The sequence below is a fragment of the Streptomyces sp. NPDC107454 genome, from assembly GCF_055582885.1.
This window is the reverse complement of sequence record NZ_JBVJPA010000014.1, coordinates 361,541-384,906: the sequence shown is the minus strand read 5'-3', so window position 1 is coordinate 384,906 and position 23,366 is coordinate 361,541. Positions and strand designations below refer to the sequence as shown.

The following is a 23,366-nucleotide window of genomic DNA, read 5'->3' as shown; positions in this document are numbered from 1 at the left end:
ACCGTTCGACTGATTTGACACCCGGTGCCATATCAGGGTCGCAGACAGTCCGTTTCCTCAGCCCTCTTCCAAGGAGTGGAGACTTGGCAGCCGTGTCCTCCTCCCCGACCGCCGGCACGACGTCGGTCGACGCCCGCACCACGAGCTGGAACGCCCTGCTGCTGTGGCCGGTCCTCGCGGCCGCGGTCAGCTCGGTGGACGCCCTGCTCAGCGCGTGGTCTGCGAGCGCGGCCACCGGCATTGCCGGAGCCCGGCTTCCCGCGTTCACTCAGGCATTGGCGGCCCTGAGCGACCCGGCCGGGTCCACGACCCCGTGAGAGCACGACCGTCGTCGGCGTCTGTGCGCTCCACGCTGGCCGAAATCGACGGCGTTCCCCTGTCGGCTCTGGTCCACGAGGTGGAGCGACCGCGCGCCGTCCTGCTGGCCCTGCACGGCGGCGCCACCACTTCCACGTACTTCGACTGCCCGGGCCGTCCCGACCTGTCGCTGCTGCGCACGGCGGCGGCCCTGGGCTGCACGGCCGTCGCACTCGACCGGCCGGGCTACGCCGCCTCCGCACACCACGCCGATGCGGTCGCCGACCCCGCACGCCAGGTCGACCTCGGTTTCGCGGCACTGGACACGCTGCTCGGGAACCGACCCCGTGGCGCGGGCATCTTCCTCCTCGGCCACTCGGCGGGCTGTGAACTGGCCCTGCGGATGGCGGCGGACGAACGCGCGGAAACCCTCATCGGCCTGGAACTCGCCGGAACCGGACGCCACCACCAGTGGACGGTGGGCGACGCCCTCGATGCCGCGGAACGGGACGCGCCCACCGGGCCGCCCCGCATCAAAGGACTGCGCGACTTCCTGTGGGGGCCGCGTCGGCTGTACGCCCCGGAGGTGTACGCCGACCCCTCGATCTCGGCCCGCTCGCCCGCATACGAAATGCGGGCCCGCCACTGGGTGCGCGACTTTCCCCTGCTGGCGCCTCGGGTCCGGATCCCCGCCCAGCTCAGCCTCGGCGACCACGAGACGGTGTGGCGTTCGGGTCCGGACGCGCTCGCCGAGATCGCCGCGCTGTTCACGGCGTCCCCGCGGGTGCTCGTCCACGAGCAGAAGGACGCGGGCCACAACCTCAGCCTGGGGCTGACCGCTCGGGCGTATCACCTGCGGGTTCTGTCGTTCCTGGAGGAGTGCGCGGTGATCGGCGAGGCGGACGGAGGTCAGCTCCGGGCCTCCGCCGCCGCCCGGTGACGCGGCGGACCTTCCCTGATCGTCCGGCTCTGCGCGGAACGGCGCCCGTTACGGCGGCGACTCTCCGCGCAGGCGCAGGAGGTCCGCGAGAGCGGTGTCCGGGGTCGGCCCGCCGCCGATGCTGCCGCGGTGCCGAGGTGCCGCTCGAAGAACTCGGCGCACGCCGCATCCCCGGCCCACCAGTCGTCGGGGATGCGTTCGGGCAGCGCCTGAGAGGCCAGCCAGGCCCCCGGTTCGCAGATCGCGCCGTACCGGCTGCGGACCATGGTCACGGGCCACAGCCCAGGTGCCTCGTCGTCATCGGTCGCAAGACAGCAGGCTGTCGGACTCGACCCGCCATCGCACCTCATTACGCTGTGTCTCGCAGCGCGTCAGCCCCGGCTTGCGATGGTCTCCTCGATCAGCTGCCGGAAGCCGTCGGTCGTGGCGAAGAGGGCGTCCACCTCCTCCAGCGGTTTGCCGCTGGCGAGGTGCCAGACCCGCAGCCATTGGTTCGGGTCGGTGTACCACTCCATCCGCACGACACGGCCCTGCTCGTCGACGGTCGCGAAGTCGACCTGGTGGGCGTGGACCTTCTCGCCCGCGCGGGACGTGCCCTCGAAGAGCATGCGGCAGATCCAGCCGTCATCGTGGGGGAAGACCTCATAGCTCTCGATGTGGAAGTCCGGGATGCCCGTCCAGTACATCTGCCACTCGGGGTTGCCGTCCAGGGCCTCCAGACCGGTGACGGTGACGGTCCAGTCGCCGCGCTTGGGCGAGAACAGGGTGATTTCGTAGGGCTCGTGCTCGTCCTCGCCGTAGCAGTTCCAGGCCCCCGGCATGTCGACGTGGCCTGCCTGATATCCGGTGACCTGAGTGGCGTACATGATCTCCGCCATCTCGCGGTGGCGTTCGATGCGCTCGCTCATCGCTCTCCCTCGACGTAGTGTTTCCGCTAGGTAAAGAATATATGTATCGACGTCAATATCAATGCACAAGCGAGGCATTGACGGTGCACAGCGCGCGAGTTACGTTCACTTTCGACGTCGACGTCAATTATAAGTCGAATCGCGCACGCACACGAGGCGCGCCCCGACCACCGAGCGAGGAGCAGGCGTTGAAGGAGAACTACGACCCGTCCGGCCTGGACGGGTTCTGGGTGATGGACCTGTCCGAGTCCAAGACCCGCGACCCGGACACCGGCGAGTGGGTGCCGGAGGTCATCAGGCAGCAGTGCGTGGAGATCCGGCACGAGGGCGAGTGGGCGGACTTCCGGATCCGCATCGACCACGCCGAGGACCTGCACCTCTACATGCGCTACCGGGTCCGCTACGGAGACGCCGAGTGGGTGCCGTACACAGTGGTCCACATCGACGGCGACCCCGAGCACGAGAAGCTGCGCCCCAACCTCTTCCGTACGGTGCACGCACGGGTCGGGCAGCCGATCTCGTACCTCAAGGAGGTCTACGTCGACCCTCGGACGACGTTCCGGCTCACCCGGCACGTCGACGGCAAGGCCGACTACGCCTTGCTGAGCCGGCTGTCCGAGGACCGCCAACGCCTCGTCGGGAAGGTCTTCCCTGCGGAGGGCCAGGCCGGGATCGAGAAGTGGATGCAGCGCGTCGACAGGCTGCACTTCGACTGGCCCGCATAGCCAGGCGGTGGCGTGGAACATCGGGGCGGACGACCGGCACACGGTCGTCCGCCCCGATGCGCATGGTGACCCTGTCACTCGGCAGGGCCGCCTGCTACGCCGGACCGGTTACTTCGACACCCAGAGTGTGTCGGTCCGGATGGCGGCGTTGCCGTACAGCTGCACCCCGTGGAGCCGGTTGTCGTAGCCGAGGGCCAGTTCGTACCTGGTGTAGATCAGCCCTGGCGTGACCGCGCTGAACCGCCGGCCCACCTCCTGGAAGGCCTTGGTCTGCCCCGCCTCGTCGGTGGCGGCCAGGCCCTTGAGCAGGGCGGTGTCCATCGCCGGGTCGACGACCCCGCTCAGGTTGCCCGGCGACTTGCCGTACAGGCCCAGGTAGAGGGGCAGGCCCGGGTGGGCGCCGGGGTAGAGCCCGGTGGTGATCATCTGGAACGTCTTCTGCACCGTCTTGGTGACCGCGGCCGAGAAGTCCAGCACCTCGACCTGGACCTTGACGTTCTTGTACTGGTTGAGCTGGCTCTGCATGGCCTCGACGGTCCGCCGCCCCTCGGTGGTCGGGTACGAGGTGAGGGTGAAGCGGACCGGCTTGCCGTCGGCGGCCAGTTGGTCGAAGAGTTTCTGCGCGGCGGCCTTGTCGTACTTGGGCAGCGTGGTGTCGCCGTTGTACGGGGAGCCGTCGGCGTACAGCGTCGCGGGCACCTCGGCCGTGCCGCCGGGAGTGAGGGTCTTCAGGACGGCCGCCCGGTCGACGGCCTGGGCGACCGCCTGGCGGGCGCGCACGTCGTTGAACGGTGCGATCCGGGAGTTGAAGACCATGAACAGGCCACCGCCCAGCTTCGGGGCGGCCACGTTCAGGCCCGCCTTCGCCGCCTCGGAGCGGCTGTTGGCGAAGGCCGCGTCGGCACCGCCCGACTTCACGGTGGCCGCGCGCTGGACGGAGTCCTGATTCGCGGTCAGCACCAGCTTGTCGAGATAGGGACGGGGGGCGTCGTAGTAGGCCGGGCTCTTCTTGAGGACCATCTGTCCGCTACGGGTCCAGGAGCCGAGCACGAACGGGCCCGCGCCGATCGGTTTGGCGTCGAAGGCCTGGGGGCTCCCCTTCAGTGCCTGCGGCGAGGCGATCCAGTTCAACGCCTGGTCGATGGCGGCCTCGAAGTGGGAGACCGGCAGGGCGAGCTTGAACGACAGGGTCTGGCCCGTCGGAGTCATGCTGGTCACCAGCCCGGCGAAGGAGCCGGACTGGGAGCCGAGTTGCGGGTCGGCGAGCCGGGCCCAGTTGAACTTCACCGCCGCCGCGTCGAGCGGGGTGCCGTCGGAGAACTTCAGCCCGTCCCGCAGCTGGAGCTTCCAGGTGGTGCCGCCGTCGCTGGTGGTGAGGCTCTTCGCCAGCCCGTACTGGATGTCGCCCTTGGCGTCGGTCCTCAGCAGTTGCCCGTACAGGGAGTTGCCGACCAGCGCGTTGGTGCCGAGGTCGTTGCTCATGAGCGCCGGGTCCAGCCTGCGGGGCTCGGAGGTCTGTATGACGGACGCCGAGCCGCCCGCCTGCGGGGGCCCCGCGTCGGCCTGCCGGTTTCCGTTCGAGTCGCTTGCGGATGAGCCGCAGGCGGCCAGCAGCATGGCCGCCACTGCGGCCACTGCGGCCCTCAGCGGGTGCTTCGTCTTCATGGGGATCCCTCGCTCACTGTCGAGAACGGCAAGTAGTCGTGCGAAAAAGAGGGGGGATGGGTTCCTTCCGGCACCCGCACGTCGAGGAGTCGCCCGTGCGGGTGTGGGGAACGTCGTGGTCCTGGCAGCCGAGATCGGGGATCCGCCGAAACGGTTCGGCATCAACCCCGGGTCAATCAGTGAGGGGGAAGTGGCAGGCGACGTACTGCCCGGTGTCGGTCCGGGTCATCTGGGGTTCCTGCTGGGCGCACAGTTCCTGGGCGCGGGGGCAGCGGGTCCGGAACCGGCATCCGCTGGGCGGGGCAAGGGGTGAGGGCAGGTCGCCGCCCAGGGCGGGACCGGCGAAGCCGCCCTCGACGTCGGGGCGGGGCACCGAGTCGAGCAGGGCACGGGTGTAGGGGTGCGCCGGTGACTCGTACACGGCTTCCGGCGCGCCCAGTTCACAGATCTTGCCGAGGTACATGACCATGACGCGGTCGCTGATGGTGCGGACGACACCGAGGTCATGGGCGATGAAGACGACCGTGAGGTCGAAGTCGGCCTTGATGTCCTCGATCAGGTTGATGATCTGGGCCTGGACGGAGACGTCGAGGGCGGAGACCGCCTCGTCGCAGACGATCAGTTCGGGGTCGACCGCGAGGGCGCGGGCGATGGCCACGCGCTGTGCCTGTCCGCCGGACAGCTGCCGGGGCAGCCGGTCGGCGAACCGGTCGTAGTCCAGCCGGACGCTGTCGAGCACGGAACGGGCCCGTTCGTCGCGCTGGTCGGCGGGGACTCCGGCGGCGGCCAGGCCCTCGGTGACCAGGTGGCGCACCTGGCGGCGCGGGTTCAGGGAACCGACCGGGTCCTGGAAGATCATCTGCATCCGTCGGCGGAGCCGGGTCAGTTCCTTGCGGCCCGTGGCGAGGACGTCGGTACCGGCGAAGCGGACCCGGCCGCCGCTGACCTCCCCCAGCCGCAGGATCGCCCGTCCGGCGGTGGACTTGCCGCAGCCGGACTCGCCGACGATGCCGAGGGTTTCGCCGCGCAGCACGTCGAAGCTGATGCCCGAGACGGCGTGGACGACGCCGGCCGGGGTGCTGAACTCCACCCGCAGGTCCTCGACCGACAGCAGCACCTCGTTGCCGACGCCGTCGCCGGTGGACCGCTCCTGAGGCTGCTGGTCTTCCGGGCGCTCCTCATGGGTGCGCAGGTGAGCGGTGCCGCTACCGGCCATCGGTGCTCCCCCCTTCCTGCTCCTGAGCCGTGGCAACGGTGCCGTTCGGCGTCAACTCCGCGTCGGCGGCCGGGTGCCGGCAGCTGTGGTCGTGTCCGCCGGTGGGCGCTCCCAACGCGCCTGATCCGGGGTCGGCGCAGGCCTCGTCGGCGTGGGCGCAGCGGGCGGCGAAGCGGCAGCCCGCGGGCGGGTCGTACACGCTGGGCAGCGAGCCCGGTATGACCCGCAGTCTGCTGTGCCGGACGGCGGTCAGGGACGGGGTCGCGGACAGCAGCGCCTCGGTGTACCGGTGCCGGGGGCGGGCGAACACAGCCTGGGTCGGGCCGGTCTCGACGACGCGTCCGGAGTACATCACGGCGAGCTGCTCGGTGCGTCCGGACACCACCCCCAGGTCGTGGCTGATCAGCATCAGCGCCATGCCGTGCGCGCGGCGCAGCCGGTCCATGAGGTCGAGGATCTGCCGTTGGATGGTCACGTCAAGGGCGGTGGTCGGCTCGTCGGCGATGAGAAGCTCGGGCTCGCAGGACAATGCCACGGCGATCATCACGCGTTGGCGCATTCCGCCCGACATCTGTCCGGGGTAGTTGGACAGCCGCCGCTCCGGGTCCGGCACGCCGACCTCGGCCAGCAGCTGCACCGCGCGGGTCCGCGCCTCCGAGCGGCCCAGGCCCAGATGCCGTCGCATCCCCTCGGTGAGTTGCCGCTCCACCCGGACCACCGGGTTCAGGGACCGGCTGGGGTCCTGGAACACGATGGCCAGCCTCGCTCCCCACAGCTCGTGCAACCGCTCGCGGCCGGCGGTGAGCAGGTCCTGCCCGTCGAAGCCGATCCGCCCGGAGCGGACCGCCTCCGGTGGCAGGAGTCCCATCACCGAGCGGGCGAGCACCGACTTGCCGGAGCCGGATTCGCCGACGATGCCGAGCGCCTCGCCCCGGCGCAGTCCGAGCGACACGTCGTCGACGGCTCGGACCACCCCCGCCGGTGTGGAGATGTAGGTGTGCAGTCCGTTGATCTCCAGCAGGGGTTCGGCTGTCTTGACCGGTGCCGTTGTCTTCATTTCGACATCCAGAGGGTGTCCGTGCGGATCGCGCTCCTGGCGTACATCTCGACCCCGTGCACCTTGTCGCGGTACGCGAGGCCGTAGACCGTGCGGGTGTAGAGCAGTGCCGGCGCCAACTGGTTGAACAGTTCGGCCACCTTCTGATTGGCCCGCCTGCGTCCCTCCTCGTCGACGGCGCTCATCCCGGCCCGCAGCGCGGCGTCGAGCTCGGGGCTGCTGAGTCCGCTGGTGTTACTGGGCTGGCCGCCGGCCAGCATCGTGAAGAGGCGCGGCGACGGGCGGTCGAAGGACACAGCCGAGATGATCGACTGGAACTGGTGCTGCACGGTCTTGGTCACGGCCGTCGAGTAGTCGAGCGCCTCAACCTCCACCTTGACGTTCCTGTACTGGTTGAGCTGGGCCTGGATCGCCTCGGCCACGAGCTTGAGCTGGGTGACCTGGTACGTGGTGACGGTGAACCGGACCGGCTTGCCCTCGGCGGCCAGTTGGTCGAACAGCTTCTGCGCGGCGGCCTTGTCGTAGGCGGGCAGCGGGGTGTCGCCGTTGTACGGGGAGCCGTCGGCGAAGAGCGTCCTGGGCACGGCGGCCTCGTCCTTGTAGACCGCGGCGTCGATGGCCCTGCGGTCCACTGCCATGAGGACAGCCCGGCGTGCGCGCACGTCGTCGAAGGGTGCCTGCCGGGTGTTCAGGTTGAGTGAGGTGCCCCCGCCCAGTTTGGACGCCGCGACCGTCAGGCCCCGTTTCTGGGCGGACTTGAGGAGATCGGTGGCGGAGCTGGCGACGGCGTCGACCTGCCCGGCCTGCTGACTGGCGAACATCTGGTGCGTGTCCGTGTTGAAGGTCAGCACCAGTTGGTCGAGGTACGGCCGGGGGGCGTCGTAGTACCCGGGGTTCCTGGCCAGCACCATCTGGCCGCCGCGGGTCCAGGACTTCAGCACGAACGGGCCGGCCCCGACCGGCTTGGCGTCGAACCGCTGGGGCCCGGCGCGCAGGGCCTGGGGCGAGGCGATGAAGTTCATGTCGGAGGCGATGGCGCTGCCGAACTCGGTGATCGGCTGGGTGAGCCTGAACGCCAGCGTCTGCCCCGTCGGGGTCATCGTCTTGACGAAGCTCGCGAACGCGCGCGACGGCGAACCCACGGCCGGGTCCTTCAGCCGCGCCCAGTTGAACTCGACCGCGGCGGCGTCGAGCGGCGTGCCGTCGGTGAACTTCAGCCCGTCCCGCAGCCGGAGCTTCCAGGTGGTGCCCTTGTCGCTGGTCGTCAGGCTCTGCGCCAGGCCGTACTCGGTCCGGCCGCGGTCGTCCACGGTCAGCAGTTGCCCGAAGAGGGAACTGCCGATCAGGGACTCGCTGATGACCTGGTTGAGCATCTTGGCCGGGTCGAGCCCGTTCGGCTCGGTCTGCTTCACGACCCGCAGCGTTCCGCCCGACTGCGGCGGGCCCGCGTCGCCGCCTGCCGTGGACTTGGGGGTGGCCGAACTGCAAGCGGCCAACAGGGTCACCACGACGGCGGCGACAGCGAGACGCAGCGGCTGCTTTGTTCCCATGGCCTGTCTCATTCCTTGTCAGTGCTGCGAGGTTCTGTCGAACCTGTGGCGCGCGTAGTCACCGCACTGGTTCAGTGCGAAGATCGTCAGGAAGATGGCCGCCGTGGGGATGAGCACCATCTGCGGGTCGGTGGTGAGGAAGTCCTTTCCGTCGGCGATCATCGTTCCCCAGCTGGGCGTGGGCGAGGGGATGCCCAGCCCGAGGAAGCTGAGGGATCCTTCCGCGACGATCAGCGCCGCGACCACCGTCGGGAAGTACGCCAGCACCGACGGCACCACGTTGGGCAGCACCTCACTGAACGCGATCCTGAGGCGCCCCCAGCCCATGTTGCGGGCGGCCAGTACGAAGTCCCGCGCCGCCCAGTTCAGGGTGTTCGCCCGGGACAACCGCGCGAAGGTGGGGGTGACCAGCGTGGTCAGCCCGATCAGCAACGTGCCGTAACTCGGGCGCAGGATCGACGAGATGGCCATCAGCAGCACCAGGGGCGGGAAGGCCAGCAGCGCGTCGGTCACGTACATGATGACGGTGTCGACCGGCCCCCGGAAGAAGCCCGCGATCAGGCCGAGCAGGGTGCCCACCACCGCCGCGATGGTCCCGGCGATCGCGCCGACCAGCAGCGAGACCCGTGCGCCGTAGATGACGCGGGAAAGCATGCTGCGGCCGAGGTTGTCCAGTCCGAGCCAGTGGCTGAAGCCTGCCGCCGGTCCGGCGGCCGGGGAGCCGATCGGGGCACCGTAGTCGGTCAGCGGCAGCAGCGCCGCGCCGGCGGCGGCTGCCACCACCAGCACGATCCAGGCGAACGAGCACCACACCAGCACGTTGCGTCGCCTGCGGACCGGGCGGACCAGCGGCGCCCGCTTCTCGTGTGTCTCCGGTGCGGATATCGGGCCGGCGACCTGGCCGGCGGTCTCCGCGCTCATCGCGCACCCGCCGTCTTCACCCGCGGGTCCAGGGACTCGTACCCCAGGTCGACGAGGGTGTTGATCAGGACGTAGCCGGCGGCCACGAAGGCCACCACTCCCTGGACGGTGACGATGTCACGGGAGGTGACCGCGGTGGCCACCAACTGGCCGAGGCCGGGTAGGGAGAAGAAGGACTCCACGATGATGGTCCCGCCGAGCAACCGGCCCAGGCTCACCCCGGCCACCGTCAGCAGCGAGAACGACGCCGGGCGGAAGGCGTGCCGCCACAGCACGTACCGGTCACTGAGCCCCTTCGCGCGGGCCGCCTCCACGTAGTCCTCGCGCAAGGTGGTCCGCAGGTCGGCCCGGAGGATGCGCTGGAACACCGCGACCTCGATCAACGCGACGCACAGGGCAGGCAGAAAGGCCGTCCGCAGGTTGGCTCCGAGTCCGTCGGTCAGCGGCACCCACCCGGTCACCGGGAACGCCGGCACCTTGACCGCCAGCAGGTAGACCAGGACCGGCGCCGCGACGAACGCCGGGATCGCGAGGAACACGGACGTCAGTCCGTTGATCGCGCGGTCGAGGCGTGAGTCGGGCCGCCGGCGAGCGGCCACGGTCGCCAGCAGCACGCCGATCACCAGCGCGATCAGCAGGGCCAGGAACGCGATCTCCACCGTCACCGACAGCCTGTCCATGATCGCCGTGGTGACCGGCTGGTTGGTGACGGGCGATGTTCCCAGGTGTCCCCGTACCGCGTCACCCAGCCAGGAGAACCACTGCACGAACACCGACCGGTCCAGACCCATCTGGTGGTCGAGTTTCGCGACCGCCTGCGGGGTCGCGTTGTCCCCCAGGATGACCGTCGCGACCGAGCCGGGCGCCAGTCCCATCAGCAGGATGACCATGAAGGTCACCAGGAGGATGACGAGTACACCGCGGAGAAGCTTCCGCAGAACGAATTGCAACAACGGCCCTCCTCGTCGAAGGCAGTGACCGGTGGCCGAATGTCGTGCGGCCGCCGGATGAAGACCTCTGTGGGACGGCCCGCGGCAGCCGGCCGCAGACGTCGTCGAGGTGCGACACGAACAGTAGGAGTAAATTCACATCGACGTCAATATTGATTTCATGGCGTCGACCTTGATTTTCTTCGGCTGTCGGCGCGCGGTAGGCGACCGTCCCGGCGCGGGCGCGGAGGGCCTACGACGACGGGGTCCGCCGCGGCCGGGTCAGCAGTTCCTGCGCGAAGGAGGCGGCCAGCACCCCGGTCCGGTCGTGGAGCGTGCCCGTGTACCACATCCGCTCGGCGCTGAGCGTGTGCGGTACGAGGTCCATCAGCATCCAGTCCCCGAGGTCGAGGGGCCGGTGGAACCAGATGGCGTGGTCCAGGCTCGCCGGGACCATCGGGACGGGGAGGTCGAGTCCGCCGAGCCCATTGCTCCGGTCCGACAGATAGGTGAGCGTCGCGGCCCTCATCAGCCCGTCACCGGTCGGCAGGTCGACGGCGCGGGCCCAGAAGCGCGTCGGCCACTCGGCGCTCCGCGGACCGGGGGGCAGCCGGCAGTCGAGACCGAACATGCGCGGCGCCGGGTAGACCGGGAAGTCCTCCGGGCGCCCTGGTACGTCCGGCGTCGAGGCCACCTGGATGTCGGGCCCGGACGCCGAGACGCCGAACGAGCACGACGCGGTCGCGATGACCTTGCCGTCCTGAACGGCGACGACCCGGCGGGCGGAGAACGTGCGCCCGTCCCGGTCCCGTTGCACCCGGAACTCTGTCGCCCGGGACGCCGTACCGCTGCGCAGGTAGTAGAGGTGCAGTGAGTTCGGCGATCGGTCCTCGCCCACGGTGCGGCCGGCGGCGACCAGTGCCTGGGCGGCGATCTGTCCGCCGTACAGGGGTTGTTCGTCCGGGTAGACCAGCGGTGAGCGGTAGAGGTCCTCCTCGATCCGGTCGAGCCGCAGAACGTCGTGGAGCGTCGGATCTGCCGTGGAGTACGTCGTCATGCCAGCAGCTCTACGAGTGTGGCGTTCGCGGTGCCACCGCCCTCGCACATGGCCTGCAGTCCATACCGGATGCCGCGCGCCCGCATGTGGTGGACCATCCGCGTCATGAGGCTCACCCCCGAGGCGCCGAGCGGGTGGCCGAGCGCGATCGCACCGCCGAGCGGGTTGAGCAGCTCCGGGTCCGCGCCGGTCTCCTTCAACCAGGCGAGAGGGACCGGTGCGAAGGCCTCGTTGACCTCGAACACCCCGATCTGGGACAGCGGCACGCCCGACTTCTTCAGCACCTGCTCGGTCGCCGGGATCGGCCCGGCGAGCATGAGCACGGGATCCGACCCCACGACAGCGCCCGAGTGGTACCGCACGAGGGGCGTCAGCCCGGCCGCCTTCGCGCGCTGCGGGGTCGTCACCAGCAGCGCGGCGGCGCCGTCGGAGATCTGCGAGGAGTTGCCGGCGTGCAGCACACCGTCCTCGGCGAACACGGGCTTCAGCTTCGCGAGCGACTCGACGCTGCTCCCCCGCCGGATGCCCTCGTCGACGGCGAACGCCGTACCGGACACGTCGATCGGGACGATCTGCTCGTCGAAGGCGCCCGCGTCGACGGCGGCCGCCGCCCGGACGTGGGAGAGAGCGGAGAACTCGTCCAGCTCCCGGCGCGACAGGCGCCAGCGCTCGGCGATCAGCTCGGCGCTGACGCCCTGGTTGAACTCCCGGCCGCCGTACCGCGCGCGAGAACGGTTGCCGTAGGGAAAGCCGACCTCCTTCGCCGCGTTCATCGGCACCCGGCTCATCGACTCGACGCCCGCGGCCACCACCATCTCGGCCTGGCCCGCCATCACCGCGTGGGCGGCGTAGTCGAGCGCCTGCTGGCTGGAGCCGCAGGCCCGGTTGACGGTCGCTCCCGGCACGGTCTCGGGCCAGCCCGCGGCCAGGACGGAGTACCGGCCCACATTGCTCGACTGGTCGCCGAACTGGGTCGCACAGCCCACGACCACGTCGTCGACACCGGCCGGATCGATCCCCGTGCGCTCCACGAGGGCGGTGAGCACGTCCGCCATCAGGTCCACCGGATGGATGCCTGCCAGCGTCCCGTTCCGCTTGCCGTGCGCGGTCCTCATCGCGGCCGCGATCACGACTTCGTTCATCGTCGCCCCCAGGATCAACCAGACCTGGTGCACAAGCCGTCGCGACCCGGGCACCCGAAACGTCCGACCGTGCTTATTTGACTTCGACGTCACAGTAGACATGGCGCGACAACATCGTCAACGTCCGCCGACGCCCTGTTCTGACATTGACGTCGAAAAATACTCCTGGAAGACTGGACGGGCCATGCGACAGGAGGACTCCATGACGAATGACAGCGTGCTCATCGAGCAGGACGAGGACGGCATCGTCCTGGTCACGCTGAACCGACCGGACGCGCTGAACTCGGCCAACGAGGACCTGCACACCGCGATCGCGGGCGTGTGGGCCGAACTGAGGGAACGGCCGGGGGTGAAGGCCGTGGTGCTGACCGGCGCGGGCCGCGCCTTCTCCGCGGGCGGTGACCTGCCCCTGCTCCAGCGCATGGTCGACGATCCGGTACTGCGCGAAAAGGTGATGGCCGAGTCCTCGGTGCTGGTCCGGGGGATGGTCCACTCGCCGTGGCCGATCCTGTCCGCGGTCAACGGCCCCGCCGTCGGCCTCGGATGCAGCCTGGCCTCGCTGTCCGATCTCGTGGTCATCGAGGAGGACGGCTTCTTCGCCGACCCGCACGTCAGCATCGGCCTCGTCGCTGGCGACGGCGGCGCGCTGACCTGGCCGCTCAGCACGGGGCTGCAGCGGACCAAGGAGTGGCTGCTGCTCGGCGGGAAGATCACCGCGCAGGAGGCCTACCAGTTCGGCATCGCCAACCGGGTCGTCCCGAAGGGCGAGGCGGTCGCCGAGGCCAAGAAGCTGGCGCGGCGGCTGGTGAAGCTTCCGCCGCAGGCCATGCTGGAGACGCGGCGGGTCCTGAACCAGCCCCTGATCGACCGGATCGAGGAGGCGCTCGACGACCTCCTCGCCACCGAGACCAAGTCCTTCGAGGAGCCTGCCTTCCACACCGCCCTGCGCAAGGTGCTGGAGAAGAAGGGCCTCAAGGCCTGAGGAACCTGCCACGGGACGACGATCGCCGGCTGACCCAGGGGACCGGGTCAGCCGGCGATCGTCGTACGTACGGGAGCTACGGCCGGGCGAGCGTGACGAGGCGCTGCTGTGTCATCTCGTGCACGGCGTACCGCGGGCCCTCGATGCCCATCCCGCTCTGCTTCGCCCCGCTGTAGGGCATGAGGTCGACGCGGTTGCTCGACGTTTCGTTGATGTGCACGGACCCCATGTACAGCTTCTCGACGGCGTCGAGTGCCTTGGTCAGGTCGGCGGTGAAGATCCCCGCCGACAGGCCGTAGGGGGTGTCGTTGATCTCGTCTATCGCCCGGTCGAGATCGGTGTAGGGCCGGACGGAGACGACGGGCCCGAAGATCTCCCGGCAGTGCACCTCCATGTCCGCGCCCACGCCGGTGAGCACCGTCGGCTCGACTACCGAGCCGCGCCGGGTGCCGCCCGCCAGCACCGAGGCCCCGCCCTGGACCGCCCGGTCGATCCACGAGGTGATGCGAACGGCGTCGGCCTCGCTGATCACCGGACCGACGAGCGTCTTCTCGTCCCTCGGATCGCCCGCGACCGACGCGGCGACGATCCCGGTCAGCTCCGCGGCGAAGTCGTCCACCACCCCCGCGTGCACGTAGAGCCGCTGCACCGAGGTGCACACCTGACCGGCCTTGCGGAAGGCCGCGTTGACGCACGCGGAGGCCGCCTTGGTCAGATCGGCGTCCTCGCACACCACCGTGCTCGACAGGCTACCCATCTCCAGCTGGGTCCGGCGCAGGCCGACCGTCCGCTGGATGTGCGCGCCGACCTCGGTGCTGCCGGTGAAGGCGTAGAACGCCGGGACGGGGCTCTCCAGCAGCCACTGCCCGACCGTCGACCCGCCGCCGTGCACCACCGCGACCAGCGACCCGGGCAGGCCGGCCTCCAGCAGGGTCCGGACCAGCAACCCTGCGCTGAGGGGCGTGTAGGTGGCCGGCTTCACGACGACGCCGTTGCCGGCCGCCAGCGCGGGCGCCACCTTGTGGGTGAGGGTGTTCAGCGGTGAGTTGAACGGTGTGATGGCGCAGACCACGCCGAGCGGACGCCGGACGGTGAAGGCGTACCGGTCCTGCGCCGCTCCGGACGCGGCGTCCCACGGGACCATCTCGCCATGGATCCGCTTGGCCTCCTCCCCCGACAGGATCAGGGTCTGGACGGCCCGGTCGACCTCGCGCCGGGCGTCGGTGACGGTGAATCCCGTGTCGGCGACGACGGTCCGGACGAACTCGTCCCGGCGCTCTCGCACCAACTCCGCGGTCGAGGAGAGGATTTCGAAGCGCTCGTACGGCGTGAGTCGGTGCTCCGCCTGCCCGCGGGCCACCCCCTCCAGAGCCGCCGCCACCTGCTCGGCGCCCGCCTCGTGCACCTCGGCCACCAGCTCGCCATGGTACTTGTCCCGCAGTTCCGAGACGCTCACCCCGTCGGTCCACCGGCCGCCGTAGAAGAGCTGTGCCTGTACGGCCATGTCAGAACCTCGCTTTCCGTACCGCGCCGAGTACGCCCTCGTAGTCCGTCGGGTCGAGGTCCGGGCTCAGGTCCAGGTCGACGAACCACTGCAACCGCCGGGCGCCTGCCTCCGCCAGCATGGGATCGACCCCTGCGTCCTGGAGCGTGCTGGCCACCTGCCGGAGCTCCTCGGCGCGGCGCGTGCCGTGCACCACCGTGCGCTCCAGCAGGTAGCCGGCCAGTCGTCGCCAGTCCTCGGTCGGCAGGGTGCCGTTCATCGAACTGAGGACCCGTTCGGTGGCGCCGTAGGCGCTCGCGCCGACGACGCATTCGAGCAGGAGTGCTTCAAGGCCCTTCACAAGCAGGCTGCGGAACATCTTGACCGCGGAGGCCTGCCCCGGTTCGCCGCCGAGCACCTCCAGCCGCATGCCCACAGGCGTCAGCAGTTCGTCCAGGCGTTCCGCGCCGTCGCCGCTGAGCAGGATCGGCACCCGGTGGCGCTTCGGCGGTACGGCGGACATGACGGCGCCGTCGACGAAGGCGGCTCCGCTGCCGGCCACGATGCGGCCGACCGTGCGCTTGACCTCGGGGCTGGCCGAGTTGAGGTCGGCGTACACCTGGCCGGGCCGCAGGTGCGGCGCGGCCTGCTCGGCGATCGCGACGGCCACCTTCGCACTGGCCAGACAGAGCAGAACGTCGGTGTCGGCCGAGAGCCGGCGCAGGTCGTCGACGAGCGTGACGCCCACCTCCACCGCCCTTCGGCGCACCGCGTCCTCGTGGCCGCGGGCGTCGTAACCGACGACGGAGAGGCCGTACTCGTCACGGAGCCCCGCGGCGATGGCCGCGCCCGCCTCGCCGACCCCGATGAGGCCGATCCTCAGGGTCATCGCACACCCGCCGCGCGTGCTTCGGGAACCATCGTCATCGTCGTCCTCCTGCTCAAACTGCTCAGAACTGCGACTCGTACTGAGACGGATCGATCCGCGCCTCGACCACCAGCGGCCGGGACAGGCCGGCGACGTTGGCGAGCGCCTTGTCGAGCCCCTCGCGGGAGTCGACCCGCACCCCGTCCGCGTGCATCGCCTCGGCCAGGGACACCAGGTCCATGTCCTCGATGCGGGTCGCGGTGCTCGGGTATCCCACGGCCGACTGCTTCAGCTCGATCCGGTTGAGGCTGCCGTCGACGAAGACCACGAAGGCGACGCACGCCCCCATGGCGGACGCCAGCCGCACCTCCGTAGCGGTCATGGCGAATCCGCCGTCGCCGACGAGCGCGACCACCGGCCGCGAGGGGTCGGCCAGCTTCGCCGCGATGGCCGCCGGTACGCCGAAGCCCATCGCCGACAGGCCGTTGGTCATCAGCACCGAGCGCGGCCGCAGCGTCCGCCAGCCCTGGCCGACCAGGAGCTTGTGCGAGCCGACGTCACAGGTGGCAAGGGTGTCCTCGGGCGCGGCCTCCCGGACGGCGTCGACCACGTCGGTCGGGTTCAGCACACCCGCGACCCGGCCGTCGTAGTAGGCGGCGCGCAGCCGCTCCCGGTGCGCGGCGACATCGGTCTCGGCCCAGCGCGGTTCGCCCGACCACTCCTCGGTGAGCCAGTCCAGGATCCCCGCGATGTCGCCGACGCATTCGCAGGGGCTGGCGTAGATCTGATCGGTGTTCGGGGTCATGTCGATGTGCAGGACCGGCGCCTTCGCCGTCCAGGGCTTGATGAGTTCGACGGCGTCGAAGCCCACCGAGACGATCAGGTCGGCCGCCCCAAGGAAGTCCCACAGGACCTTGTTGCACGCCATGTCCAGCACGCCCGCGAACAGCGGGTGGTCCTCCGGGAACACGCCCTTCGCCATCGGGGCCACGACGACCGGCGTGGCGGTCGCCTCGGCGAACCGGACGAGCGCGTCGGTCGCCCGTCCCCGGACGGCCGCGATGCCGGCCAGCAGCACCGGGCGGCGGGCGGCGGCGAGCATCGCCGACGGGTCGGACCCGCCCGGGGCGCGCTGGACCCGGACGCTGGTGACCGACGACGACGTGGGCGGCATGACGAACTCCGCGTCGGTCGCGGGCCGTTTGCTGGTGTCTCCGTTGATGGTGAGGTGGACGGGGCCGGGCCGTTCGGCGGCGGCCAGGCTGAGGGCCTTGCGCATCGTCGTGGCGATGGCGGTCGGTTCCACCTTGCCCGCCCACTTGGTGACCGGTGAGTAGAGCAGCTTGTGGTCGACGACCTGGTGGGTGAAGTACTGCTCCCGCGCCGTCTCGATCTGGCCGGAGATGGCGAGCATCGGCACCCGGTCGAGGTGCGCGGCCGCGACGCCGTTCAGCAGCGCGGTCGACCCGGGGCCGAGCGTGGACAGCGCGACGCCGGTTGTGCCGGTGGCCATCGCGTGCCCCTCCGCCATGAAGGCGGCGGTGCCCTCGCGCCGCGCGAGCACGACGTCGATCCCCCTCGACCGGGACTTCTCCATGAACTCGATGATCGGGTCGCCCGGGTAGGCGAAGATCCGCTCGATCCCCGCGGCGACCAGCGACTCGGCCATCACCTCTGCCGTGCTCGCTGCCTCGCTCATGCGTACTCCGTAAGGTGTCGTGCGGCCCGTCAGGGCCGGGTGCGGCTGGTGCGTTCGTGGCTGCGACGGCTCGCCGGGAGTGCCCTCGCGGCCCTCCCGGAGGTGATCCACGTCGTCAGGAGCCGGCGCGGGCGGTCCGTCCCGCGCCCGTGCCCGCGATACGGCCGTACACCGAGCCGTTGGTCAGACCGGAACCGCCCGGATAGTTGTGGTAGAAGATGCCGCCGACCAGCTCACCGCAGGCGTAGAGCCCGGGGATGACCTTCTGGTCGACGTCGAGCACCTCGGCGTCCGGCGTGATCTTCAGCCCGCCGAAGGTGAACGTGATGCCGCAGGTGACGGCGTACGCTTCGAAGGGGCCCTCGTCGATGGTGTTGGCCCAGTTCGACTTGGGCACGTCCAGTCCGGTGGTGGAGCGGCCGTCCTTCACGTTCGGGTCGAAGGGCACGTCCTGCCGCACGGCGGCGTTGTACTCCTCGATCGTCCGCAGGAACCGGCCGGCGTCCACCCCGTCCAGCTTCCTGGCGAGCTCCTCCAGCGTCCGGCCGGTGACCTTCGTGACCTCCCGGATGCGGTACTCGTCGCGCAGCAGGTGGGTCACCTTCTGGTCGAACACCTGCCAGGCGAAGTGCCCGGGCTGACGGAGGATCACCTGCCCGTACTTGGCGTAGGTGTAGTTGCGGAAGTCGGCGCCCTCGTCGACGAACCGCTCGCCGCGCGCGTTCACCATGATCCCGAAGGGATAGCTGTGCTTCTGGAAGGCGTCGCCGACCTTCAGGTCGCCGAAGGCGGGCGCGTTGAGCTCCCAGCCGACGGCGTGCGCGCCCGACCAGTGGCCCCACGGCATCGCGCCGATCTCCAGGGCCATGCGGATGCCGTCGCCCATGTTGAAGCGCGAGCCGCGCACCTTCGCCAGGTCCCAGCCCGGCCCCAGGTAGCGGGTGCGCCACTCCGAGTTGGCCTGGAATCCGCCGGAGGCGAGGACCACGGCGGAGGCGGGGATCTCCGAGGGCCGGCCCTGGTGCTTGATCCGCACCCCCGTGGCCTTCCCGTCCTCGGTCAGCAGCCCGGTGGCCGCCGTCTCGTACCGGATCTCGATCCCGGCGTCCAGCGCGGCCTTGGTGAGCGCGTCCACGAGACCGGGACCGCCGCCCCACGCCTCCAGAGTGAGGCCGCCCCAGAACTTGAAACGGCCGTCGACCTTGAAGGCCTGACGACCGTAGATGGGCAGGAACCGCACGCCCTTGGTGCGCATCCACCGCAGCGTGTCGAAACTGCTCCGCACGAGCAGGTCGGCGAGATCGGGGTCGGCGCGGTGTTCGGTGACCCGCGCCAGGTCGTCGAAGAACTGCTCCTCGGTGTAGCTGCCGAAGTCGGTCGTCTCGATCTGCTCGGGTGACAGATCCGGCGAGAGTTCGAGGATGTCCTCGACGCCGCGGTAGGCGAACCGCATGGCTCCCGCGGTGAACGTGCTGTTCCCGCCGCGCTCCTCGTACGGCGCCCGCTCCAGCACGACGACGGAGCTTCCGGACTCGCGCGCGGCCAGTGCGGCGCACAGCGCGGCGTTCCCGCCCCCGACGATGACGACGTCGTACGACGACTCCATTCCTGATCCTCTCCACTCCACTGCGACGGCGGGCCACTTCTCTTCACGGCGGCGGGCACGGAGCGGGGTGACAGGGCGTTGCGCGTCATGGCAAAAATGACGTCGACGTCGACATCGAATGAGTGACACTCACGAAGACCAGGCGCCCCGTACGTTTCCGCGGTTGCCGTGCCTTCGAAGTAAATCCTATACTGACGTCGATATCAATACAGGAGGCCACGTGACGAACCCTGCTCTCGGCGGACCGATCAGCAGTCTCGGACTGCCGGAGTTCGCCGAGCGGTTCCGCCAGTGGATGACCGACCACCAGGCCGAACTGACCCCGCTCTTCGCCCCGCACAGCGACTACGACCTGCGCGTGGACGCCGCCCGTCGACTGCGCAAGCTGCTCTTCGACCACGACTGGGGCCGGGCCGGCTGGCCGGAGGCGTTCGGCGGCGTGGGCGGCGACCCGCTCTTCCGCGCGGTGCTGCACGACGAGCTGCACCGGGCGGGGTGGCCCGGGCCGGCCGTGTTCGAGCACCTGGAAATCATCGCGCCGACACTGATCGAGTTCGCGGACCCGGCGTTCGCCTCCGAGGTCCTGCCGGGTTTCCTCGACGGGTCCCGCAGCTGGTCGCAGGGCTTCTCCGAGCCGGAAGCGGGATCGGACCTGGCGTCGCTGCGCACCCGCGCCACGGTCGACGGCGACGACCTGGTCGTCAGCGGGCACAAGATCTGGACGAGCTGGTCCAAGTGGGCACACTGGTGCCTGGCCCTCGTCCGCACCGGCACCACCGAACAGCGCCACCGCGGGCTCACCATGATCGCCATCGATCTGAACAGCCCCGGTGTCGACGTCCGGCCGATCCGCCAGGCCAACGGCACCGACGAACTGGCCGAGGTCTGGTTCGACGACGTCCGCGTACCCCGGCGGCAGCTCGTCGGCCAGGTCGACCAGGGCTGGCGCGTCGCGATGCACCTGCTGGCCCGTGAACGGGGCACGGTCTCCTGGCTGCGGCAGGGCGACTTCCGCCAGAAGCTCACCGCCAGCAGCAAGATCTTCCCGGAGAACCTGGACCGCCAACTCGGCGATGTGGTGCTTCAGTTCGCCGGGCTGCGGGCCACCGGCGCCACACTGCTCGCCCGGGAGGCGGCCGGGCAGCAGCTCGGGCCCGAAGCCGCGTACAACAAGCTGCTCATGACCCGCACCGAGCAGAACCTCCACAACCTGCTGCGGGACCTGGACGGGGTCCCCGTCGCGCTGCCCGGCGCCCAGACCGAGCACGCCCTGATGCAGCAGGACTACCTCTTCTCGCGCATCGTCACGATCTACGGAGGATCCCAGCAGATGCAGCTGATCACCGTCGCACGTCACATCCTGGGGCTCGGCAATGGCTGACTCACTCCGCCCGGCCGACTACGCCGGCTACCGCGACGCCGCGCACGACATCCTCGGCCGGCACGGCGGCTCCGAGGCGATCGCCGCTTTCGGCCTCGACGAGCTGCTCGATCCCGCCGCCCCGGTCGCCGACCTCACGCCCGTCTACGCCTTCCTGGAGGCTCAGGGGCAGTGCCGCGCCGGCACGCCCGCGCTCGCCCTGCTCGGTCTCACTGGCGTCCTGACGGAGGCGACACCCACCGGCACTCCCCCGCTGCTTCTGGGCTCGGCCCTGGGCAACACGCACCTGATCGGCGTGCCGGGCCTCACCCCCTCGGCCACGGTCGCCGTCGACCTCCCCGGTACCGGCCTGGTCACCGTGGCGGACGTGACCGAGGCCGTCCAGCAGCCTGCCTTCCCGGGCGCGGACGACTACGTCACGGTCCTCGATCCGCGGCTCGTCCCCGTGGCCGCCACCCTGGTTCCCGAGGGGGAACTGAACGGCCGGCGCGCGGACATGGTCTCCCGGACCCAGCTCGGGGCCTCCGCCGAACTGCTCGGTGTCATCGACCGCATGCTGACGGACGCCATCACGTACACGAAGCAACGCCACCAGTTCGGCCGGGCGCTGGCGAGTTACCAGTCGCTGCAGCATCTGCTCGCCTGGGCCGCCACCGAGCGCCATCAGCTCATCAGCCTCTACGACGTCGCGGTCGGCAGCGCGGCCCGGGGGCCCCTGGACCCGCAACTCGCCCGCGCCGTCAAGGCCCTCGCGGGCCGGACCCTGCACACCGTCGCCCAGACCTCGATCCAGGTCACCGGCGGTATCAGCTTCACCTGGGAGTACGAGCAGCACGCCCAGCACCGGCGCGGCCTGGCCCTCGACCAGCTCGCCGGTGCCTCCGCCGATCTGATCGCCGCGATCGGACGGCAGACCCGCACCGAGGGTGCGGTCCCCGATCTGGTCGACCTCCATGAACTGGCGGAGAGCATGGCCCCGTAGACCAGCCGAGTTCCCGTGGCAACGTGCGGAACGGAGACCGAGGCTGAGTATGATTATGCCGTCAGTTTCAATATCCGTACGCACGGCGCGTCGGCGCGGCACACGTACCGGAGCGTCCTCCAGGAAGGCGGTCTCATGGACTCCGCACCTCGCTCTGCCAAAGGCCGACGTACGCGAGCCCGCCTCATCGAAGCCGGCAAGACCGTCTTCGAACGGGATGGCTTCCTCCAGGCCAGGATCTCCGACATCGCCGCCGAGGCCAATGTCTCCCACGGCTCCTTTTACCATTACTTCGATTCCAAGGAATCCCTGTTCCGCGAAGTCGCCGAACAGGTGGAGGCCCGCCTCATCTCCATGGCGGACATCCCGCCGGACGCCGAGCACACGAGCGACCCCGTCGAGCGCATCCGCGCCGCCAACCGCTCCTACCTCTCCGCATACGGGAGCGAAGCCCGCATCATGCGGGTCATCGAGGAAGTGAGCCGGTACGACGACGAGGTGCGTCAGGTCCGTATCCAGCGCGACAAACACCTCGGCTCCCGCACGGAGGCCTCCATCATGCGCCTCCAGGCGGACGGACTGGCCGACCCGCGCATCGACACCAGTTATGCCGCCGAGGCACTCGGCGGCATGGTGGCCCGTTTCGCCGAGAACTTCTTCATCGCGGGCCACAAATTCGACCTCGAAAAGGCCGTCGAGCAACTCACCATCATCTGGGCCAACGCCCTCGGTCTCACCCGGAGTGGCGATCCGAGCACCGGGAAGATGGGGGCGTCCGCTCGGTCGGTGCCTCCTGCCACCTTTTCGTCCTGAAGCCGAGAGTCCCCCCGATCACAGCATGGAAACGTCGTGCTCGGGAGGCCCCTTTTTCGTCGTGTTGCTCTTCTTTGTTCATCGCCCCTGTAATCGACGAGGTCTTCGCGGTTTTCACGCGGACCTCGCGCTGTCCACCACGGACGTGATGGACGCCGTGGACACCTACGACTTGACCCGGTGGTCCACGCAGGTCAGGACTCACGAGCTCGAGGACACCCGCCCGCCGACACCAACGGCGGCTCAGCTGGTGCCGGGGTAACGGAACCGCTAGATCCCCCTTGCGCCCACGCGCGAGCAGCAGGTCGCCGTTGCTCATGAGCGCCATGCGGTGCAGTGGCGAGCGGTTCACACCGATGTTGCTGTCACCCTGGTGCTCGGGGCGACCGTCGTCCAGCCGAGGACCTCGAGGGTCTGCCGATCGACTGTCCAGACACGCATCCCCATCCCGTCGGCGACGACGAGGAACCGGTCGTCAGGAGTGACCTGGATGTCGAACGCCGAGCCCATCAGATGGGTACCGGGCACCACGATGACCTCGCGGACGTACCGGATACCGGCGGTTGTCCGCTCGAACTCCTGGACCCTGTCGTTCGAACAGTCGGCAACCCGCAGGTTGCCGTCCGGAACGCAAGGGATCTTGTGGACCGGGCTGCTGGTCCAGCCCGACCCTGGTACACATTTCCGTCGAGGAGAAACGCAAACAGACGGCCCGCCAGAGCGTCCGCCCCCGTCACTGTCGCGGATCTCGACGTACGTCGATTCAACCGGCGACGAAGGTGTCCAGGCCGACCTCCAACCGCTCGCCGCTCCCCACGATCGGACGGACCGACAGCCGCCGCACGACCGGCGTTCCGCCCTCGGAGAACGATTCGAGAAGCGGCTGCCGGGCGCTCGGTCCCGCTGCCCTCCGCCGTCGGTCCAGTACGGCACGTACGACGCTCGCCCCGGCAGCGCCATGGCACGGATGACGCCGCAGCCAAGAACAGACACCTGACGCATACCATCGCCCGCTACGGGCGCGTCGACCAGCTGTGTCCGGACGCCGGGCCGAGCCCGGTTGGACGGGCGGGGGCGGGGTACGGGCGTTTTCCCCGGGTTGGGCATGGTCGATGGACGCCGTCAGATCCAGTTTTAAAACGGCA

The 23,366-nt window shown here is 69.8% G+C and carries 22 protein-coding genes; 7 read left to right on the top strand and 15 right to left on the bottom strand.

Going from position 1 to position 23,366, the window contains the following annotated elements:
* The first annotated feature begins 83 nt into the window (after positions 1 to 83).
* Positions 84 to 317: a hypothetical protein gene (locus ACZ69M_RS34710; protein ID WP_470056180.1), complete on the top strand. Its 234-nt coding sequence runs from the start codon at positions 84 to 86 to the stop codon at positions 315 to 317.
* Positions 318 to 340: 23 nt separating this feature from the next.
* Positions 341 to 1,237, top strand: coding sequence for an alpha/beta hydrolase (locus ACZ69M_RS34705; protein ID WP_470056178.1), 897 nt, complete (start codon positions 341 to 343; stop codon positions 1,235 to 1,237).
* Here ACZ69M_RS34705 and ACZ69M_RS34700 read toward each other — a convergent pair.
* Together ACZ69M_RS34700 and ACZ69M_RS34695 are read right to left on the bottom strand one after the other, a co-directional pair.
* Positions 1,207 to 1,509 (bottom strand): hypothetical protein, encoded by a 303-nt coding sequence (locus tag ACZ69M_RS34700; protein ID WP_470056176.1) that lies wholly within the window; start codon positions 1,507 to 1,509, stop codon positions 1,207 to 1,209. The genes ACZ69M_RS34705 and ACZ69M_RS34700 overlap by 31 nt on opposite strands.
* A 99-nt stretch (positions 1,510 to 1,608) precedes the next feature.
* Positions 1,609 to 2,145, bottom strand: coding sequence for a nuclear transport factor 2-like protein (locus tag ACZ69M_RS34695; RefSeq protein WP_470056175.1), 537 nt, complete (start codon positions 2,143 to 2,145; stop codon positions 1,609 to 1,611).
* Between the two features lie 188 nt (positions 2,146 to 2,333).
* Here ACZ69M_RS34695 and ACZ69M_RS34690 point away from each other — a divergent pair, with 188 nt between their 5' ends.
* Positions 2,334 to 2,870, top strand: coding sequence for a hypothetical protein (locus ACZ69M_RS34690; RefSeq protein WP_470056173.1), 537 nt, complete (start codon positions 2,334 to 2,336; stop codon positions 2,868 to 2,870).
* A gap of 108 nt (positions 2,871 to 2,978) precedes the next feature.
* On the opposite strand, the gene ACZ69M_RS34685 is transcribed toward ACZ69M_RS34690, so the two are convergent.
* From ACZ69M_RS34685 to ACZ69M_RS34650, 8 genes are all read right to left on the bottom strand, one after another.
* Positions 2,979 to 4,535 (bottom strand): ABC transporter substrate-binding protein, encoded by a 1,557-nt coding sequence (locus ACZ69M_RS34685; RefSeq protein WP_470056171.1) that lies wholly within the window; start codon positions 4,533 to 4,535, stop codon positions 2,979 to 2,981.
* A 172-nt stretch (positions 4,536 to 4,707) separates the two neighbouring features.
* Positions 4,708 to 5,751, bottom strand: coding sequence for an ABC transporter ATP-binding protein (locus ACZ69M_RS34680; protein ID WP_470056169.1), 1,044 nt, complete (start codon positions 5,749 to 5,751; stop codon positions 4,708 to 4,710).
* Positions 5,741 to 6,808 carry an ABC transporter ATP-binding protein gene (locus tag ACZ69M_RS34675; RefSeq protein ID WP_470056168.1) on the bottom strand — a complete coding sequence of 356 codons (1,068 nt, stop codon included), beginning with the start codon at positions 6,806 to 6,808 and terminating at the stop codon, positions 5,741 to 5,743. Before ACZ69M_RS34675 ends, ACZ69M_RS34680 begins: the two co-directional genes overlap by 11 nt.
* Positions 6,805 to 8,358 (bottom strand): ABC transporter substrate-binding protein, encoded by a 1,554-nt coding sequence (locus tag ACZ69M_RS34670; protein WP_470056167.1) that lies wholly within the window; start codon positions 8,356 to 8,358, stop codon positions 6,805 to 6,807. Before ACZ69M_RS34670 ends, ACZ69M_RS34675 begins: the two co-directional genes overlap by 4 nt.
* A gap of 18 nt (positions 8,359 to 8,376) precedes the next feature.
* Complete coding sequence (locus ACZ69M_RS34665; RefSeq protein ID WP_470056166.1) at positions 8,377 to 9,279, bottom strand: ABC transporter permease; 903 nt, start codon at positions 9,277 to 9,279, stop codon at positions 8,377 to 8,379.
* On the bottom strand, positions 9,276 to 10,232 hold the full coding sequence (locus ACZ69M_RS34660; protein WP_470056165.1) for an ABC transporter permease: 957 nt from the start codon (positions 10,230 to 10,232) through the stop codon (positions 9,276 to 9,278). The genes ACZ69M_RS34665 and ACZ69M_RS34660 overlap by 4 nt, the downstream gene beginning before the upstream one ends.
* A gap of 229 nt (positions 10,233 to 10,461) precedes the next feature.
* Positions 10,462 to 11,265: an acyl-CoA thioesterase gene (locus tag ACZ69M_RS34655; protein WP_470056163.1), complete on the bottom strand. Its 804-nt coding sequence runs from the start codon at positions 11,263 to 11,265 to the stop codon at positions 10,462 to 10,464.
* Positions 11,262 to 12,407 (bottom strand): thiolase family protein, encoded by a 1,146-nt coding sequence (locus ACZ69M_RS34650; RefSeq protein ID WP_470056161.1) that lies wholly within the window; start codon positions 12,405 to 12,407, stop codon positions 11,262 to 11,264. The genes ACZ69M_RS34655 and ACZ69M_RS34650 overlap by 4 nt, the downstream gene beginning before the upstream one ends.
* A gap of 202 nt (positions 12,408 to 12,609) precedes the next feature.
* Between ACZ69M_RS34650 and ACZ69M_RS34645 the strand changes: the two genes are divergently transcribed.
* Positions 12,610 to 13,389, top strand: a complete 780-nt coding sequence (locus tag ACZ69M_RS34645; protein WP_470056159.1) for an enoyl-CoA hydratase/isomerase family protein — start codon at positions 12,610 to 12,612, stop codon at positions 13,387 to 13,389.
* A gap of 76 nt (positions 13,390 to 13,465) precedes the next feature.
* On the opposite strand, the gene ACZ69M_RS34640 is transcribed toward ACZ69M_RS34645, so the two are convergent.
* The 4 genes from ACZ69M_RS34640 to tcuA all read right to left on the bottom strand — a co-directional run bounded on the left by ACZ69M_RS34640 (position 13,466) and on the right by tcuA (position 19,045).
* The gene (locus ACZ69M_RS34640) at positions 13,466 to 14,893 is read right to left on the bottom strand and encodes an aldehyde dehydrogenase family protein (protein ID WP_470056157.1); all 1,428 of its coding nucleotides are present in this window, start codon (positions 14,891 to 14,893) and stop codon (positions 13,466 to 13,468) included.
* A 1-nt stretch (position 14,894) separates the two neighbouring features.
* Positions 14,895 to 15,761: an NAD(P)-dependent oxidoreductase gene (locus tag ACZ69M_RS34635; protein WP_470056156.1), complete on the bottom strand. Its 867-nt coding sequence runs from the start codon at positions 15,759 to 15,761 to the stop codon at positions 14,895 to 14,897.
* 61 nt (positions 15,762 to 15,822) lie between these two features.
* Positions 15,823 to 17,439 (bottom strand): thiamine pyrophosphate-binding protein, encoded by a 1,617-nt coding sequence (locus tag ACZ69M_RS34630; protein WP_470056154.1) that lies wholly within the window; start codon positions 17,437 to 17,439, stop codon positions 15,823 to 15,825.
* 115 nt (positions 17,440 to 17,554) lie between these two features.
* Complete coding sequence (gene tcuA, locus ACZ69M_RS34625; protein ID WP_470056152.1) at positions 17,555 to 19,045, bottom strand: FAD-dependent tricarballylate dehydrogenase TcuA; 1,491 nt, start codon at positions 19,043 to 19,045, stop codon at positions 17,555 to 17,557.
* A gap of 220 nt (positions 19,046 to 19,265) precedes the next feature.
* Here tcuA and ACZ69M_RS34620 point away from each other — a divergent pair, with 220 nt between their 5' ends.
* The 3 genes from ACZ69M_RS34620 to ACZ69M_RS34610 all read left to right on the top strand — a co-directional run bounded on the left by ACZ69M_RS34620 (position 19,266) and on the right by ACZ69M_RS34610 (position 22,221).
* Positions 19,266 to 20,426: an acyl-CoA dehydrogenase family protein gene (locus ACZ69M_RS34620; RefSeq protein WP_470056151.1), complete on the top strand. Its 1,161-nt coding sequence runs from the start codon at positions 19,266 to 19,268 to the stop codon at positions 20,424 to 20,426.
* Entirely contained in the window at positions 20,419 to 21,408 is a 990-nt protein-coding gene (locus ACZ69M_RS34615; RefSeq protein ID WP_470056149.1) for an acyl-CoA dehydrogenase family protein, read from the top strand. Before ACZ69M_RS34620 ends, ACZ69M_RS34615 begins: the two co-directional genes overlap by 8 nt.
* 135 nt (positions 21,409 to 21,543) lie before the next feature.
* Positions 21,544 to 22,221 (top strand): TetR/AcrR family transcriptional regulator, encoded by a 678-nt coding sequence (locus ACZ69M_RS34610; protein ID WP_470056147.1) that lies wholly within the window; start codon positions 21,544 to 21,546, stop codon positions 22,219 to 22,221.
* 348 nt (positions 22,222 to 22,569) lie between these two features.
* On the opposite strand, the gene ACZ69M_RS34605 is transcribed toward ACZ69M_RS34610, so the two are convergent.
* A complete protein-coding gene (locus ACZ69M_RS34605; protein WP_470056145.1) occupies positions 22,570 to 22,749 on the bottom strand; it encodes a hypothetical protein in 180 nt (59 codons plus the stop codon).
* Positions 22,750 to 23,366: the final 617 nt, after the last annotated feature.

Excerpts from the sequence above, each read along its gene's own strand:
- ACZ69M_RS34695 (WP_470056175.1), bottom strand. The coding sequence starts at position 2,145 with ATGAGCGAGCGCATCGAACGCCACCGCGAGATGGCGGAGATCATGTAC.
- ACZ69M_RS34655 (WP_470056163.1), bottom strand. The coding sequence starts at position 11,265 with ATGACGACGTACTCCACGGCAGATCCGACGCTCCACGACGTTCTGCGG.
- ACZ69M_RS34630 (WP_470056154.1), bottom strand. The coding sequence starts at position 17,439 with ATGAGCGAGGCAGCGAGCACGGCAGAGGTGATGGCCGAGTCGCTGGTC.
- ACZ69M_RS34665 (WP_470056166.1), bottom strand. The coding sequence starts at position 9,279 with ATGAGCGCGGAGACCGCCGGCCAGGTCGCCGGCCCGATATCCGCACCG.
- ACZ69M_RS34640 (WP_470056157.1), bottom strand. The coding sequence starts at position 14,893 with ATGGCCGTACAGGCACAGCTCTTCTACGGCGGCCGGTGGACCGACGGG.
- ACZ69M_RS34680 (WP_470056169.1), bottom strand. The coding sequence starts at position 5,751 with ATGGCCGGTAGCGGCACCGCTCACCTGCGCACCCATGAGGAGCGCCCG.
- ACZ69M_RS34615 (WP_470056149.1), top strand. The coding sequence starts at position 20,419 with ATGGCTGACTCACTCCGCCCGGCCGACTACGCCGGCTACCGCGACGCC.
- ACZ69M_RS34645 (WP_470056159.1), top strand. The coding sequence starts at position 12,610 with ATGACGAATGACAGCGTGCTCATCGAGCAGGACGAGGACGGCATCGTC.
- ACZ69M_RS34650 (WP_470056161.1), bottom strand. The coding sequence starts at position 12,407 with ATGAACGAAGTCGTGATCGCGGCCGCGATGAGGACCGCGCACGGCAAG.
- ACZ69M_RS34635 (WP_470056156.1), bottom strand. The coding sequence starts at position 15,761 with ATGACCCTGAGGATCGGCCTCATCGGGGTCGGCGAGGCGGGCGCGGCC.
- tcuA (WP_470056152.1), bottom strand. The coding sequence starts at position 19,045 with ATGGAGTCGTCGTACGACGTCGTCATCGTCGGGGGCGGGAACGCCGCG.
- ACZ69M_RS34675 (WP_470056168.1), bottom strand. The coding sequence starts at position 6,808 with ATGAAGACAACGGCACCGGTCAAGACAGCCGAACCCCTGCTGGAGATC.
- ACZ69M_RS34610 (WP_470056147.1), top strand. The coding sequence starts at position 21,544 with ATGGACTCCGCACCTCGCTCTGCCAAAGGCCGACGTACGCGAGCCCGC.
- ACZ69M_RS34685 (WP_470056171.1), bottom strand. The coding sequence starts at position 4,535 with ATGAAGACGAAGCACCCGCTGAGGGCCGCAGTGGCCGCAGTGGCGGCC.
- ACZ69M_RS34670 (WP_470056167.1), bottom strand. The coding sequence starts at position 8,358 with ATGGGAACAAAGCAGCCGCTGCGTCTCGCTGTCGCCGCCGTCGTGGTG.